12 protein-coding genes are annotated in these 13,799 nt (G+C 68.1%); 4 read left to right on the plus strand and 8 right to left on the minus strand.

What is annotated here, in order from left to right; translation table 11 throughout:
• The first annotated feature begins 1 nt into the window (after position 1).
• From ASF32_RS23490 to ASF32_RS23500, 3 genes are all read left to right on the plus strand, one after another.
• On the plus strand, positions 2-1,276 hold the full coding sequence (locus ASF32_RS23490; RefSeq protein WP_056434423.1) for an FAD-binding oxidoreductase: 1,275 nt from the start codon (positions 2-4) through the stop codon (positions 1,274-1,276).
• A gap of 142 nt (positions 1,277-1,418) precedes the next feature.
• Entirely contained in the window at positions 1,419-3,596 is a 2,178-nt protein-coding gene (locus ASF32_RS23495; protein WP_056434425.1) for a protein-disulfide reductase DsbD domain-containing protein, read from the plus strand.
• A gap of 5 nt (positions 3,597-3,601) precedes the next feature.
• Positions 3,602-4,234 carry a redoxin domain-containing protein gene (locus ASF32_RS23500; protein ID WP_056434427.1) on the plus strand — a complete coding sequence of 211 codons (633 nt, stop codon included), beginning with the start codon at positions 3,602-3,604 and terminating at the stop codon, positions 4,232-4,234.
• 13 nt (positions 4,235-4,247) lie between these two features.
• On the opposite strand, the gene ASF32_RS23505 is transcribed toward ASF32_RS23500, so the two are convergent.
• Positions 4,248-5,417: a hypothetical protein gene (locus ASF32_RS23505; RefSeq protein ID WP_244478153.1), complete on the minus strand. Its 1,170-nt coding sequence runs from the start codon at positions 5,415-5,417 to the stop codon at positions 4,248-4,250.
• Between the two features lie 173 nt (positions 5,418-5,590).
• On the opposite strand from ASF32_RS23505, the gene ASF32_RS23510 reads away from it, so the two are divergent.
• Complete coding sequence (locus tag ASF32_RS23510; protein WP_056434432.1) at positions 5,591-6,823, plus strand: MFS transporter; 1,233 nt, start codon at positions 5,591-5,593, stop codon at positions 6,821-6,823.
• 157 nt (positions 6,824-6,980) lie between these two features.
• Here the strand turns inward: ASF32_RS23510 and tolB are convergent, their stop codons facing one another.
• The 7 genes from tolB to ASF32_RS23545 form a co-directional block, all read right to left on the minus strand.
• A complete protein-coding gene (tolB, locus tag ASF32_RS23515) occupies positions 6,981-8,312 on the minus strand; it encodes a Tol-Pal system beta propeller repeat protein TolB (protein WP_056434433.1) in 1,332 nt (443 codons plus the stop codon).
• A gap of 217 nt (positions 8,313-8,529) precedes the next feature.
• Positions 8,530-9,969, minus strand: coding sequence for a cell envelope integrity protein TolA (gene tolA, locus ASF32_RS23520; protein WP_056434435.1), 1,440 nt, complete (start codon positions 9,967-9,969; stop codon positions 8,530-8,532).
• Positions 9,970-9,984: 15 nt separating this feature from the next.
• Entirely contained in the window at positions 9,985-10,428 is a 444-nt protein-coding gene (locus ASF32_RS23525) for a biopolymer transporter ExbD (RefSeq protein WP_056434437.1), read from the minus strand.
• A 30-nt stretch (positions 10,429-10,458) separates the two neighbouring features.
• Positions 10,459-11,175, minus strand: a complete 717-nt coding sequence (gene tolQ / locus ASF32_RS23530) for a protein TolQ (RefSeq protein ID WP_056434439.1) — start codon at positions 11,173-11,175, stop codon at positions 10,459-10,461.
• Between the two features lie 248 nt (positions 11,176-11,423).
• The gene (gene ybgC, locus ASF32_RS23535; RefSeq protein WP_056434442.1) at positions 11,424-11,837 is read right to left on the minus strand and encodes a tol-pal system-associated acyl-CoA thioesterase; all 414 of its coding nucleotides are present in this window, start codon (positions 11,835-11,837) and stop codon (positions 11,424-11,426) included.
• Positions 11,834-12,808 (minus strand): metallophosphoesterase, encoded by a 975-nt coding sequence (locus ASF32_RS23540; protein ID WP_056434444.1) that lies wholly within the window; start codon positions 12,806-12,808, stop codon positions 11,834-11,836. The genes ybgC and ASF32_RS23540 overlap by 4 nt, the downstream gene beginning before the upstream one ends.
• On the minus strand, positions 12,805-13,749 hold the full coding sequence (locus ASF32_RS23545; RefSeq protein ID WP_056434446.1) for a metallophosphoesterase: 945 nt from the start codon (positions 13,747-13,749) through the stop codon (positions 12,805-12,807). The genes ASF32_RS23540 and ASF32_RS23545 overlap by 4 nt, the downstream gene beginning before the upstream one ends.
• Positions 13,750-13,799 lie beyond the last annotated feature (50 nt).

The raw sequence follows: 13,799 nt of genomic DNA on the forward strand, positions 1-13,799 counted from the left end.
GATGACCGCCCAGACGGGTCTTCACGTGGTCGTCATCGGCTCAGGCGCGGTCGGGACGGTGAGCGCCATCGAATGCCTGCGGGCGGGCCACCGAGTCACCGTAGTCGATCCCGGTTCTCCTGGCGGCGAGCAGGCGTCGAGCTATGGCAATGCCGGCTGGCTCTCGTCGCATTCGGTCATCCCACCGGCCGAGCCCGGCATGTGGAAGCGGGTGCCGTCCTTCCTCCTCGATCCGCTCGGGCCGCTCTCGATCCGGTGGGCCTACCTGCCGAAGGTGATGCCCTGGCTCACGCGGTTTCTGCTCGCCGCCTCCACCACGCCCCGGATCGAGCGGACCGCACGCGCCCTGCGGACACTCCTCGTCGATGCGCCCAAGCTCCACGCGACGCTCGCCGAGGAGGCGGGGGTCCCGCAACTCGTCGAGCGGCGCGGCGTGCTGCATGTCTATCCCGACCGGGCGGCCTTCGAGCGCGAGGCGCGGTCCTGGGAGATCAGGCGCAGGGTCGGCGTCACGTGGCTCGAACTCTCGGCCGATGAGTTGCGGCAGAGGGAGCCGACCTTGCATCGGCGCTACACGTTCGGCCTCGTGGTCGAGGAGGCCGGCCATTGCCGCGATCCCGGCGGATACGTCGCCGCCCTGTCCGATCTGGCACAGGCGCGCGGGGCCGCCCGGATCGCCACCCGCGCGACCGGGTTCCGGCTTGAACGCGGGCGCCTCGCCGCCGTCACGACGGAACAGGGCGAGATACCCTGCGACCGCGCCGTCGTCGCGGCGGGCGCCCGGTCTAAGCCTCTCGCCGCGTCCCTCGGCGATCCGCTGCCATTGGAGAGCGAGCGCGGCTACCACGTCATGGTGACCGGTGCCGAGGCGGGGCCGCGCACGCCGGTCATGGCATCGGATGCCAAGATGATCGTGAACTTCATGAATGGCGGCCTGCGCGCGGCTGGTCAGGTGGAGTTCGCCGGGCTGGCGGCGGCCCCCAACTGGAAGCGCGCGGAGATCCTGCGCGACCACCTGATCTCGATGTTTCCCGAATTGCCGAACCCGATACCGGCCGACCGCCTGAAGGTCTGGCTCGGCCACCGCCCAAGTATGCCGGATGGGCGGCCCTGTATCGGCACGGCGCGCAAGACCACGGATGTCGTCTACGCCTTCGGCCATGGCCATGTGGGTCTTGTCGGTTCGGCGCGGACCGGACGCCTCGTTGCCCAGCTCGTAGGCGGCGCGACACCGGAAATCCCCCTCGCGCCCTTCGACCCCCGACGCTTCCTGTGAACCTCGCCGACTCACGTGAAGCGCACCATTGCGGCGATTCCGTCGCGGGCAATCGCGCGCCGCCGGTTTTACCCCGGCACCAAACGGCCATATCTAGGCGTCAGGGTGCCATGTTCGGTGCCCCCTCCGCCTCAAGGTTTCGATGATCCGGCTCCTCGCCCTCCTGCTCCTCGCGCTGATCGGTGCGGCTGGCGCCTCGGCGCAAGGCCTCAAGCCGCCGGCCGACCTCGTCAAGGCGAACCTCGTGGCCGAGCCGGGCGCGATCCGGGCCGGGGAACCCTTCACCATCGGTATCCGCATGGTGATGCGCCCGCACTGGCACGTCTACTGGCGCAATCCGGGCGATTCCGGTCTTTCGCCGGAAGTCGCCTGGTCGCTGCCGCAGGGCTTCACGGCGGGCGCGATCCAGTGGCCGACGCCGAGCCGCATTCCAGTGGCTCACCTGGTGAATTTCGGTTTCGATGGTGAGACGGTGCTGCTGGCCGAGGTGACCCCGCCGGCGGTGCTGCCGCCCGGCAAGGCCGTGACACTCACGGCCAAGCTCACCTACCTCGTCTGCGAGCGCGAATGCATTCCGGGGTCCGCCGACCTGAAGCTGAGCGTCCCGGTGGCCGCTCCAGGAACCAGCACCGGCAGTTCGGCCACCAACATCCTGCTGTTCGAGGATGCCCGCGCGGCCCTCCCCGTTCCCTCGCCCTGGCCGGTGAAACTCACGAGCGAGGGCGACAGGCTGGTCCTCACAGCCGACGCGCCCGGCCTGAAACCCGACGCGATCCGCCAGCCGGCCTTCTTCCCCTATTCCGAGACGGCGATCGAGAACGCCGCTCCGCAGACCCTGACCATCGACGACAAGGGGTTCCGTTTGAGCCTTGCGCGGGCGACACCCGGCGAGCCCGCGCCGACGGAGCTTCCCGGCGTCTTCACCTTCGACGAGCAAACCGCCGATGGCACGGTCCAGCGCTCCTATGCCATCGGCGACGCGCCGGCGGCGTCTCCCGGTGGGGCAATTCCGGGGGAGACAGCGCCCACGGCGCGACAGGCGTCGCCCGAGGAAAGCCTGACCCTGTGGAGTGCGGCCGGCCTCGCCTTCCTCGGCGGGCTCCTCCTCAACCTGATGCCCTGCGTCTTTCCCGTGCTGTCGATCAAGGTGCTGAGCCTCGTCAAGCATTCGGGCGAGCCGGCCTCCCGCGTGCGCCTGCACGGTCTCGCCTATACCGCCGGCGTCCTCGCCGCCTTTCTCTCCCTGGCGGGGCTGCTCATCGCCCTCAAGGGCGCGGGCGCCGGGATCGGCTGGGGCTTCCAGCTGCAATCACCCCTCGTGGTGGCGGGCCTCGCCTACCTGCTCTTCGCGATGGGCCTCAGCCTCTCCGGTGTGGTCCATCTGGGCGGCGGAATCGCCGGGCTCGGCGATGGGCTGACCCGGCGGGCGGGGCTCGAAGGTTCGTTCTTCACCGGCATCCTGGCAACGGTGGTGGCCACCCCCTGCACTGCCCCCTTCATGGGCTCTGCGGTAGGGTTCGCACTCACGCAGGCACCGCTGGTGAGCCTCACGGTGTTTGCGAGCCTCGGCCTCGGCCTCGCTTTGCCCTTCCTCGTCCTCACCACATGGCCGGCGGCTGTACGGCGCCTTCCACGTCCGGGCGCCTGGATGGAGACGCTGAAAGGGGCGCTCGCCTTCCCGATCTACGCCACCGTGGCTTGGCTCGTCTGGGTGCTGTCCCAGCAGGTCGGTTCGGCCGGCCTTCTGGCCGCGCTGACCGGCCTCGTTCTCGTAGGCCTCGCTGCCTGGGCCTGGGAGCGGGCCCGCCACGCGGGCGGGATCGGCGCCGGGCTCGCCCGCCTGACCTCCGTTGCGGCCCTGGCGGCGACCCTCGCGCTGACCTTCGGCCTCGATCAGGACCGGGCCTCGGCGGATATGAGGAATGCGACGGCCGAGGGCATCACCCCGTTCACCCAGGCCCGCCTCGATTCCCTCGTGGCCGAAGGCAAGCCGGTCTTCGTCAACATGACGGCCGCCTGGTGCATCACCTGTCAGGTCAACGAACGCACGGCGCTCCGCACGCAGAGCGTGGAGGCCGCGTTCAAGGCGCGTGACGTGACCTATCTCAAGGGCGACTGGACCAACCAGAACCCCGAGATCACCGCCCTGTTGGAAAAGCATGGCCGCAGCGGCGTGCCGCTCTACCTGCTTTACACCGGGACGGGCGAGCCCATCGTGCTGCCGCAGATCCTGACATCGGGAATCGTCCTCGACGAACTCTCCAAGATCCCTGAGAATACCGCCAACCAGCGCGCCGCCCTGGAAACCACGAAAAGGTGAGAGCCATGGCCCTGCCCCGCCGGATGTTTCTCGGAGCCGCCATCGCCGCCGCGCTGGCCGGTCCACTGTGCATGCACGCAGCGATGGCGGCAGGCCCACAGGTGGGTAAACCCGCTCCCCTCTTCACCGGCACGGATGCCGATGGCCGGACCGTCCGGCTCGAGGATTACAAGGGCAAGACCGTCGTCCTCGAATGGACCAACCACGATTGCCCCTTCGTGATGAAGCATTACGGTGGCCAGGCGATGCAGGCCCTGCAGAAGAAGTGGACCGAGGCCGGGATCGTCTGGCTGTCGGTCATCTCGTCTGCTCCCGGCGAGCAGGGCGCGGTGGACGGGCAGGCAGCGAACCGTCTGACACAGACCCGCGGCGCCTCCCCCACCGCTGTCATCCTCGACCCATCCGGCACGATCGGTCGGGCTTACGCTGCCCGGACGACGCCGCACATGTTCATCGTCTCGGGAGACGGCACCCTGCTCTTCCAGGGCGGCATCGACGATAAGCCCTCCGCCAATCTCGACGATCTCAAGACCGCGAAGAACTACGTGGACCTTGCCCTCACCGAGATCGCCGCCGGCAAGCCGGTGAGCGTGAGGACTGCAAAGCCCTATGGCTGCACGGTGAAGTACGCCTCGTAGGGACGCCGCCCCGTTACGAGAAATCTTCGGTGACGATCCGAGCCCAGGTCTCGCCTGCGATACCGCCGAGAAACACGTTACCGCCGCGAAGTGTCGCCGCCACCTCCGGATCGCGCGTCCAGGCGATCGTTCCCATGACGTGGTGATAAAGAAGGCCCTTCTGGCGGAAGAGCCCCTTCATCAGGTCGGGTGAGGTCGCCCCGCGCACGGCTACGGCCCCGAATTCAGCCGCATCAACGAACATCTGGCCGACGACGAGTTCCTCGCGGTTGGGCAGTGCCAAGATCTGGAGCGCATAGGCGACGCCGTCGCGGCGGCCGTAGAGGAGATACAACCCGATCCGGCGGCCGATCCGATCCACCACCTCGCGGATTTGGAGGGGGCCATACTTGGTCTGGAGACCGGCCTGTTCGACGAACCAGCCGAGTTCGGCCGGGTCCGGCTTGAGATCGTAGTGAGCGAGGAAGGGACGCGCGGCCTCTGCGAAATCGGCGGCGGTGATGGGGCGCGAGACGATACCGTCGGGGCGCGGGGAGCCGAAGGGCAGGAATCGCCGGAGCACGCTATCCGCCACGCGGGCGATCGGGATGATCCAGCGCGCGAGCCGGGGCAGGCGCTTACCCAGGAAATACGCCGCCGTCCCTGCGGGCCGGTGGATCTTCACCCATTCCAGGCTCTGCGCCGGCAGGATCACGAAGCGGGTGGCACGGGCGATATCGAGGGACGTGCGGTTGGCGGTGTCGGTGAAGAGGAGGTCGAAATCGCGGGCGGTGACGCCCCGGATGAGGCTGACGCCGATGCCGGGGTTGTTGTCGGGATCGGCGGCCATGTAGGCGCTGAGAATGCCGGCGCGCAGGGTCCGCTCCCCGACGACCATGGTCATGGAGATGACGCCCATGAAACCGTTCACGGCCCCGTTCCGATCCAGATGGACGATGGAGCCGGTGCCCTCGGTATAGCCGGGCGAATCGAAATAGGTCGCTTCCAGGCAGGCCGCGAGCTTGGCCGCCTGATAAGTCTTGCCGAGGCGGAACGTCTGCGAGAACAGGTGACAGACCTGCGGAATATCGCTCCTCTGGAACGCACGGATCGAGCCGCGTGAAGACGAAGCCACGATATTTTGAACGTCAGCCGGAAGCTGAGCTTGGCCTTCCGGGTTCAGCCCAAGGCTAGTTTGGTTCATGCTGGCACAACCCGATGACGCTCCGTCCCGACCAGCAATTATTCGGCCGATAGATTAGCAATTCGACAAGGCCGCACTTCGCATGCGGCATAGCTGCGGCATCACTGTCGCACCCTCGGCGTTGTAGAGACGATGCGGTGCGGCTCTCCCTTCACGCCCTTGGCCCATCCCTCATGACAGCATCCGCCGCGCCCCGCTGGTCGGTCTTCCGCAACGGCGATTTCCGGCTGTACGGCGCCGCGCGGTTCCTCACCGGCCTCGCCTACCAGATGCAGGCCGTGGCGGTCGGATGGTTCGTCTACGACCTGACCCGCTCGGCTCTCGCCCTCGGCCTCGTGGGGCTCGCGAGCTTCCTTCCGGCGATGCTCTCCGCCCTGATCACCGGGCACGTGGCCGATACCTACGACCGGCGTCTGGTGACGGCGATCGCCTATGCGACCCTGGCCGCGGCCGATCTCGGCCTCGTTGCCATTGCCCTGTCCGGCACCGGTTCGATCTGGCCCATCTATGCCCTCGTCGTGGTCATCGGCACGTCGCGCGCCTTCGCCAACCCGGCGCTCCAGGCGCTTCTGCCGACCCTGGTGCCGCGCCCCCTGTTCGGATCGGCCATCGCCTGGAACGCCTCGCTCTGGCAGAGCGCGTCGATCCTCGGCCCGGCCGCCGGTGGGTTCCTCTACATGCTGGGCCCTGCGGCGGTGTTCGGGGCGGCGGCGGCGAGCTTCGCCCTGGCGAGCGCCCTCGTCGTCGCGATCCGCTTTCGCCCCGCTGCCGTGACGGAGCGTCCACCCGTGACCTGGGCCACCCTCTCGGCCGGCCTGTCCTACATCCGCTCGCAGCCGGTGGTGCTCGGCGCGATCAGCCTCGATCTCGTGGCCGTGTTGCTGGGCGGCGCCACCGCCCTGCTGCCGATCTTCGCCGCCGAGATCCTTCATGTCGGCCCCCTTGGGCTCGGCGCATTGCGAAGCATGCCAGCGGCCGGTGCGGTGGTCACCGCCATCCTCCTCGCCTATCGCCCCCTCGAACGCCATGCCGGTAAGCGGATGCTGCAGGCGGTGGCCGTCTTCGGCCTCGCCATCACGGCGTTCGGACTGTCCACATCCCTGCCGCTCTCGATGGCCTGCCTGTTCGTCACGGGGGCGGCCGACATGATCAGCGTCTACGTGCGGCAGACCTTCGTCCAGGGTGAGACGCCCGATTCCATGCGCGGACGGGTCTCGGCGGTGAACACGGTGTTCATCGGCGCCTCCAACGAACTCGGCGAGTTCGAATCCGGCACGCTCGCCGCCCTCGTCGGCGCGGTCCCCGCCGTCGTGGCGGGCGGGCTCGCGACGATCCTCGTGGCGGTGCTGTGGGGCCGCTTGTTCCCGGCGCTCAAGGCGCGGGACCGATTGCTGCCGGCGGAGTGATCGGGACGCCGTAGCCCCGGGGTACGCATCCCCACCACGTCCTGTGGTGGCATTATCCCTTTCCCGTCACGCAAGGGCTCGGCAAGGGATAATGCCTTTCGACGGAAGCACTTGGCTTGGCGGGAATGCCGGTCGAGATCGTCGCCAGCCGCTCCCCCTACTTCCCCGCCAGCAGCGGCGACCAGGTGGGGTCGGAGGCGTAGGACGGCGTCGGGACGGGCTGTTCCACCTTGCCGGTGATGTCGACCATGTAGAGCTTGCCGCCGCCCTGGCCGCCGGGATCGCGGAAGAACAGGACGTACTGGCCATTGGGCGCGAAGGTCGGTCCTTCGTTGTGGAAGCCTTCCGTGAGCACGCGCTCGCCCGAACCGTCCGGCTTCATCACGCAGATGGCGAAACCGCCCTTGCGCTGGCGGGTGAAGGCGATGAGGTCTCCCTTGGGCGACCAGGCCGGTTGCGAGGCCGAGCCCTCGCCGAAGGAGATACGGGTCGGGTTCGACCCGTCGGCGCCCATCACGTAGATCTGCTGCGAGCCGCCGCGATCCGATTCGAAGACGATCTGCCGCCCATCCGGCGAATAGGTCGGCGAGGTGTCGATGGCGTTGCCGTTGGTGATCGGCGTCTGCGCCTTCGAGCCGAGATCCATCTTGACGATGTCGGCGTTGCCGCCCTGCTGTACGCTCATGACGAGGTGGTGACCGTCCGGCGCGAAGCGCGGGCTGGTGCTCATCGAATCCATCCGGCCGATGGCCTGGCGCGCGCCGGTCTCGAGGTTGATCACCTGGACACGCGGCTGCTGGCCGGTGGACTGGGTCATGAACGCGATGTCCTGCGTCGAGGGCGAGTAGCGCGGCGCCACCACGGCAGATTCGCCGTTGGTGAGGGCGCGGACATTGGCGCCGTCCTGGTCCATCACCATCAGGCGCTTGCGGCGGTTCTCCTTCGATCCGGATTCATCGACGAAGGCGATGCGGCTGTCGAACCAGCCGCCGAGTCCGGTGATCTTGGTATAGACCACGTCGGAGATGAGGTGGCCGGTGCGGCGCGCATTGGCGACATCCGCGCCGTATTGCTGGCCGGTGAGCTGCTGGCCCGAGGTCACGTCCCAAAGCCGGAACTCGACCTTGAGCTTGCCCGAAGGATCACGCCCGACCCGGCCGGTGATGAGAGCCTGGGCTCCGGCGGCACGCCACTTGTCGAAACCCGGCACCGCATCGAAGCCGGGGTTCTCAGGGAACTTCCCCTTCTCCAGGGGCACGAAATAGCCGGACCGCCTCAGATTGTTCGTGACCACGCTCGATACCAGCAGGCCGAGGCTCGGATCGCCGGAGAAATCGGCCACCGCGATGGGCATCGGCTGGAACGAGCCGCCGCCGATCCGCAGGTTCAGCTGCGCCTGTGCGGGCACGGCGAAGGCGAGCACGAGGGCCAGCACCGCGAGGAGCGACGCCAGGGGCGAGGCGAGCCGCCGGTGGAGAATGTCGGTCATGAAGAGATTCCGAAAACCTTGAACAGGGATTCTGGGAGCGTCGGTTCTTCCTATCCTCGACCTCACCCTGAGGTGTCCGCGTCAGCGGGCCTCGAAGGAGATTTCCAGACAGCACGAGGGCCCTGGATGCCTCCTTCGAGGCCTTCGCTCACGCTTCGGCACCTCAGGTTGAGGGAGAGAGATTGGACGAATCCGAAGGAAGGATCACCGACCTGTATCACACCCGCGAGAACTCGAATTCCGCGTTGATCGCCTTCCAGTCGTCATAATACGGCGCGAACTGGGGCGGGATCTTGTAGGGCGCACAGCGCTTCACGGCACGAAGCGCGGCCTCGGCGAGGGAGCGGTCCACGGCGTTGGCGCCACCGCGCATGATCCGCGGCTCGGTGCTCAGCGAACCGTTGGCCGAGAGGCGGATATCGAGCATCGGCAGCACCACGCCCTGCGACGCGCCGGGGGGCGCCGAGTAGCAGCGCTCGATCTGCTGGGTCAGCATTCCGATCAGCGAATCGCGCATGGAGGGCGAGAGGCGCTGCGAGGTGCCGCTGGCGGCTCCCAGCGAGGCCGTGCGCTGGACCTCGTGGCCGGTAGCGCCGGTGGATTGCGAGGGCGCCCGCGAGGCGAGCAGCTGCTTGATGTCGCCGGAATTGAACTTGTCGGCGAGCTCGGCCTGCTTTTTCGCCTTGGCCTCCGCATCGGCCTTGGCGCGGGCATCCGCCATGGCTTTCGCCTTGGCCTTGGCGGCGGCATCGGCCCTGGCCTTCGCCTCGGCCTGAGCCTTGGCATCCGCCGCGGCCTTGGCCTCCGCGGCCGCCTGCTGACGTTCGGCCTCGGCCTTCGCCTTCGCTTCGGCCTTGGCTTCCGCCTCGGCTTCGGCCTTCTCCGCCTTGGCGAGCGCTTCGGCCTTGGCCTTCGCATCGGCCCGCGCCTTCGCCTCGGCCAGAGCTTTGGCTTCGGCCTGGGCCTTGGCTTCCGCCAGGGCCTTGGCTTTCTCGGCCTTGGCGGCTTCCGCCTTGGCGATGGCCTCGGCCTCCTGGCGCTCGATGAGCTCGGCGAGTTTCTCGCGCTTCTCGGCCTCGACCTTGGCGGCCTTCACCGCCTCGGCCTTGGCTTCAGCCTTGGCCGCTTCCGCCTTGGCAGCCTCGGCCTTGGCAGCCTCGGCCTTGGCGGCGGCCTTAGCCTCCGCCTTGGCTTCCGCCGCAGCCTTGGCTTCCGCCGCTTTCGCGGCCTCGGCTTTGGCGGCTTCCTTGGCGAGCTTCGCCGCTTCGGCCTTGGCGGCGGCCTCTGCCGCTTCCTTCTCGGATTCGTGGTCGGGCATGCGCAGGGGCATCTCCTCGGCGCTGGCGACCTTCATATCGGCCGGGCGTTTCGGCGGCGCGGGCGCATCGACCTTGGCATTCTCGGGCTCGCGCTCCTCGACCTTCTCCGCGACCTTGTCGGCGCGGGGCTTGGCGTCGGGCATCGGCTTGTCGGCGTTCTTCTCGCCCTTGGTCAGTTCCGAGAATTGCTGCTCGGTCATCACCTCCACCGGCACACCCTCCTGGGCGTCGGGCAGGGCGGGAGCGGCGACGGACATCAGCGCCACGGTGAGCACGGCGACATGCACGCCGCTCGACACCCAGACGCCCGGTTCCCGGAATTTGGAGGGAAGCTTCACGATCCGCCGCGCCCGTTACTTCTGGTCCGGCTCGGTGACGAGGGCGACCTTCTTGAAGCCGCCGCCGGTCACGATCGCCATCACCTGGGCCACGCGGCCATAATCGACCCGCTTGTCGCCGCGCACGAAGACCCGCTCCTCGAAGCCGGATTTTGAGGTCTCTACCAGCTTCGGCACGATGGTGTCGTCGGTGAGTTCGGCCTCGCCCATGAAGACCTGGCCGGTCTGGCGGATCGACAGGGTCACCGGCGTCGAATCAGAGTTGAGAGGGCTCGCCTTGGATTGCGGCAGGTCGAGGGGAACGCCCACCGTCATCATCGGCGCGGCCACCATGAAGACGATCAGCAGCACGAGCACGACGTCGATGAACGGCGTCATGTTGATCTCGTTGATGGCGCCGCCGCGGCGCGCACGACGCCGCCTGCTTCCACCCTGCGCCGCTCCGTGGGCCATGCCCATGATCGTGCCTCGCTCTGTTGTCGGTCGGGATCAGGCGGCGAGCGACAGGCGCTCGTCGATCTGACGCGAGAGGATGGCGGAGAACTCGTCGGCGAAGCCCTCGAGCCGCGACTGGGCCTTGGACACGTTCGACTGCAGCTTGTTGTAGGCGAGCACCGCGGGAATGGCGGCAAACAGGCCGATGGCGGTGGCGAACAGGGCCTCGGCGATACCGGGTGCGACCACGGCCAGGGACGTGTTCTTCGAAGCCGCGATGGCCGTGAAGGAGGTCATGATGCCCCAGACCGTGCCGAACAGCCCGACATAGGGACCGGCCGAACCGATGGAGGCGAGGAAGAGCAGGCGCGACTCGAGACGCTCGACCTCGCGCTGGATGGTGACGTCGAGCACTTTGTCGATGCGCTGGGACAGGCTCTGGATCTGCCGGCCGGAGCCCTCGAACGAGCGCTTCCATTCGCGCATGGCGGCCACGAACAGGGCGCCGAGATTGGTGGCGGGCCGGTCGTTGAACGAGCGGTAGAGTTCCTCCAGCGAACGGCCGGACCAGAACGCCTCCTCGAACGCGTCCATCTCGGTCTTGGTGCGGCGGAACAGCAGGGTCTTGTCGACGATGATGGCCCAGCACCAGACGGAGCAGCCGAGCAGGCCCACCATCACCAGCTTCACCACGAGATGGGCGTGCCAGAACAGGTTGAACAGGCTCATGTCCGGCGGCGGCAGCGCCTGCATGGCTTCGGCGGGATTCATGCGTTCGTCCTCGTCCCGGGTCGACCGGGCGGTCGACTCCCGCGCTCCACCTGACCCGGGCGGAATGTTCCCCAGATCGCTGGTGAATCTGTCGAAAGTATGGGGTGCATCGCAAAATGCACGCCGCACCTTCCTCGTCCGTCAAGGTTAATGAACCATGAGGAAGCGTCGGATTCTCTCTCGCCGGACGTCTCGCTGTCCTGGGCACATCGCTTAACCGACGGAAAGCCAGGCCGGCCCGCGAGAGCCTAAAGCGACGGGCTCTCGAAACGCTGAGACATGGCCCGGCGGAGGCTGTCCGGAAGGCGCACGGCGCGGCCATCCCGCACCGCCGCCACGGTGACCTCGGCCTTCAGCAGGACCTCGTCGCCGCGCCGCACTTCCTGGATCATCGGCATCGAAGCGCCGCGCAGCTCGACGACGGTGGTCATGATGGCGAGCATGTCGTCCATCCGCGCCGGCTTCAGGAAGTCGAGCACCATGCGCCGAACGACGAAGATCAACCCGGCATCGCGCTGCAGATCGACCTGCTCCATGGCGAGGGCCCGAAGCAGCTCGGTGCGGCCGCGCTCCATGTAGCGCAGGTAATTGGCGTGATAGACGAAACCGGAGAAATCGGTGTCCTCGTAATAGACGCGGATGTCGATGCGATGAGAGGTCATGCGATGGCTTCCGAGGATAGGTCGACCACGACGATCTCGGGGGGAACGCCGAAGCGAACCGGCGCGATGCTGTTGCCGAGGCCGCCGGAGACGACGAGATCCGCCTGCTCGCGGACATGGCCGTAGGCGTAACGGTTGGCGTAGCGCGACGGAACCACGGGAGAATAGCCGAACAACCGCACCTGCCCGCCATGGGTATGGCCGGACAGGGTCAGCGCCACATGAGCCGGCACTTGCGGGAAGATGTCCGGCTCATGCGCCAGCAGGATCGTCGGTGCGCCCTGCGGCACGGCGGCGAGCGTCCTGTCGAGATCGTCGACCCCGATACGGGCATGGCCGTGGCGCTTGGCGCCCGGAAGGAGGGCGAGCTGGTCGCCCAAACCCGTGAGCCAGAACCCGCGCCCGTCCTTTTCCAAGCGGATCGCCTCGTTGTCGAGGACGCGGATGCCCGTGCGCGTCAGCGCCTCACCGGCGATGGTCGGGCCGGCGCCACGTGCCTGTGCCGTACGATCCTCCCACCAATCGTGATTGCCGAGGATGGCGAAGGTGCCCAGCGGTGCCCTGAGGCGGCCGAGTTCGGGCGCCCATTCGGCGGCCTCGACGGTGCGAGTGACGAAGTTCTGCCCGGTGACGTAGTCGCCGAGGAGCACCGTCAGGTCGCCGCCGAGCGCATTGGCGGTCTCGACGATGCCGGCGATGCGGGCGGCACTCATCCACGGCTCGCAGGCATGGATGTCGGCCAGCGCCACGATGCGGAGCTTCAGCCCGGCGGGCCAGTGGCCCTTCGGCGTGATGGCGTAGCGCGTCACCGACAGGCGCATGGGCTCGATGCCGACGCCGTAGGCCGCCGTCGCACTTCCTGCGAGGGCCATGCCGCCGAGGCCGGCGAGAACCGTCCGGCGCGTGATCCTCACCGCTTGTGTCTTGGAGGGCAGAGCCTCTTCGCCGATCCGATCGTCAACCGGGTTCATGCCATGGGCTCCGAGGACAGGTCGACCACCACGATCTCTGGCGGAACCCCGAAGCGCACCGGCAGGCCGCTCATGCCTAGGCCACCAGAAACCACGAGGTCGGTCTGCTCGCGCACATGGCCATAGGCATAGCGACGCCCATAGCGGGAGGGGACGACGGGGGCGTAGCCAAGGAACCGGACCTGTCCGCCATGGGTGTGGCCCGAGAGGGTGAGGGCCACATGGGCGGGCACCCGCGGGAAGATGTCCGGCTCGTGGGCGAGGAGGATGGAGGGCGCGCCATCGGGGATGGCGGCGAGGGTGGCCGGCAGGTCGTCGCTGCCCTTCCGGGGGATACCGAAGCGCCACCATGTGCGCTCGAAGCTCAGTTGATCGCCGAGCCCGGCGAGCCAGACCTCGTTTCCCCCCTTCCGAAGCGGCAGCGCCTCGTTCTCGAGAACGCGGATGCCGGCACGGGTCAGGGCCTCCCCCGCGAAAGTCGGGCCGTGCCCTCGCTCGCAGGCGGCGCGATCCGCCCACCAATCGTGATTGCCCAGGATGGCAAAGGTGCCGAGGGGCGCCTTCAACGCCCCGAGGACGGGCGCCCAATCGGCGGAGTCCACGATCCCGGCGAGCCGGTCCATGCCACTCACGTAGTCGCCGAGCAGCACGATCACGTCACCGCCGAGGCCGTTGGCCGCCTCGACGATCCGCCGAATATGCGCGGGGGTCATGAACGGATCGCAGGCATGGACGTCGGAGACGGCGACGATCCGCAGGGACAGTCCCGCCGGCCACGGCGCCATCGGGGTGATCCGGTAGTGCGTGATGGCGAGACGCATCGGCTCGATACCGATTCCGTAGGCGGCCGTACCGCTGCCCGCGAGCGCCATTGCGCCGAGGCCGAGCACGACGGTGCGGCGGGTGATCCGGACCGGGGAGGATGCGGGGTCGGAACTCATGGGGTGGAAGTCGCCTTTCGGCCGGTTCTATCGCGGAGGACTTGCTGTTC

The sequence above is a fragment of the Methylobacterium sp. Leaf91 genome (genome assembly GCF_001422815.1).
Lineage (GTDB): Bacteria > Pseudomonadota > Alphaproteobacteria > Rhizobiales > Beijerinckiaceae > Methylobacterium.

What these genes read in the sequence shown, in the direction of transcription:
- ASF32_RS23545 (WP_056434446.1), bottom strand. Translation starts at nt 13,749, where the DNA reads ATGAGTTCCGACCCCGCATCCTCCCCGGTCCGGATCACCCGCCGCACC.
- ASF32_RS23540 (WP_056434444.1), bottom strand. Translation starts at nt 12,808, where the DNA reads ATGAACCCGGTTGACGATCGGATCGGCGAAGAGGCTCTGCCCTCCAAG.
- tolB (WP_056434433.1), bottom strand. Translation starts at nt 8,312, where the DNA reads ATGACCGACATTCTCCACCGGCGGCTCGCCTCGCCCCTGGCGTCGCTC.
- ASF32_RS23495 (WP_056434425.1), top strand. Translation starts at nt 1,419, where the DNA reads ATGATCCGGCTCCTCGCCCTCCTGCTCCTCGCGCTGATCGGTGCGGCT.
- tolQ (WP_056434439.1), bottom strand. Translation starts at nt 11,175, where the DNA reads ATGAATCCCGCCGAAGCCATGCAGGCGCTGCCGCCGCCGGACATGAGC.
- ASF32_RS23500 (WP_056434427.1), top strand. Translation starts at nt 3,602, where the DNA reads ATGGCCCTGCCCCGCCGGATGTTTCTCGGAGCCGCCATCGCCGCCGCG.
- ybgC (WP_056434442.1), bottom strand. Translation starts at nt 11,837, where the DNA reads ATGACCTCTCATCGCATCGACATCCGCGTCTATTACGAGGACACCGAT.
- ASF32_RS23490 (WP_056434423.1), top strand. Translation starts at nt 2, where the DNA reads ATGACCGCCCAGACGGGTCTTCACGTGGTCGTCATCGGCTCAGGCGCG.
- ASF32_RS23525 (WP_056434437.1), bottom strand. Translation starts at nt 10,428, where the DNA reads ATGGGCATGGCCCACGGAGCGGCGCAGGGTGGAAGCAGGCGGCGTCGT.
- ASF32_RS23505 (WP_244478153.1), bottom strand. Translation starts at nt 5,417, where the DNA reads ATGAACCAAACTAGCCTTGGGCTGAACCCGGAAGGCCAAGCTCAGCTT.
- ASF32_RS23510 (WP_056434432.1), top strand. Translation starts at nt 5,591, where the DNA reads ATGACAGCATCCGCCGCGCCCCGCTGGTCGGTCTTCCGCAACGGCGAT.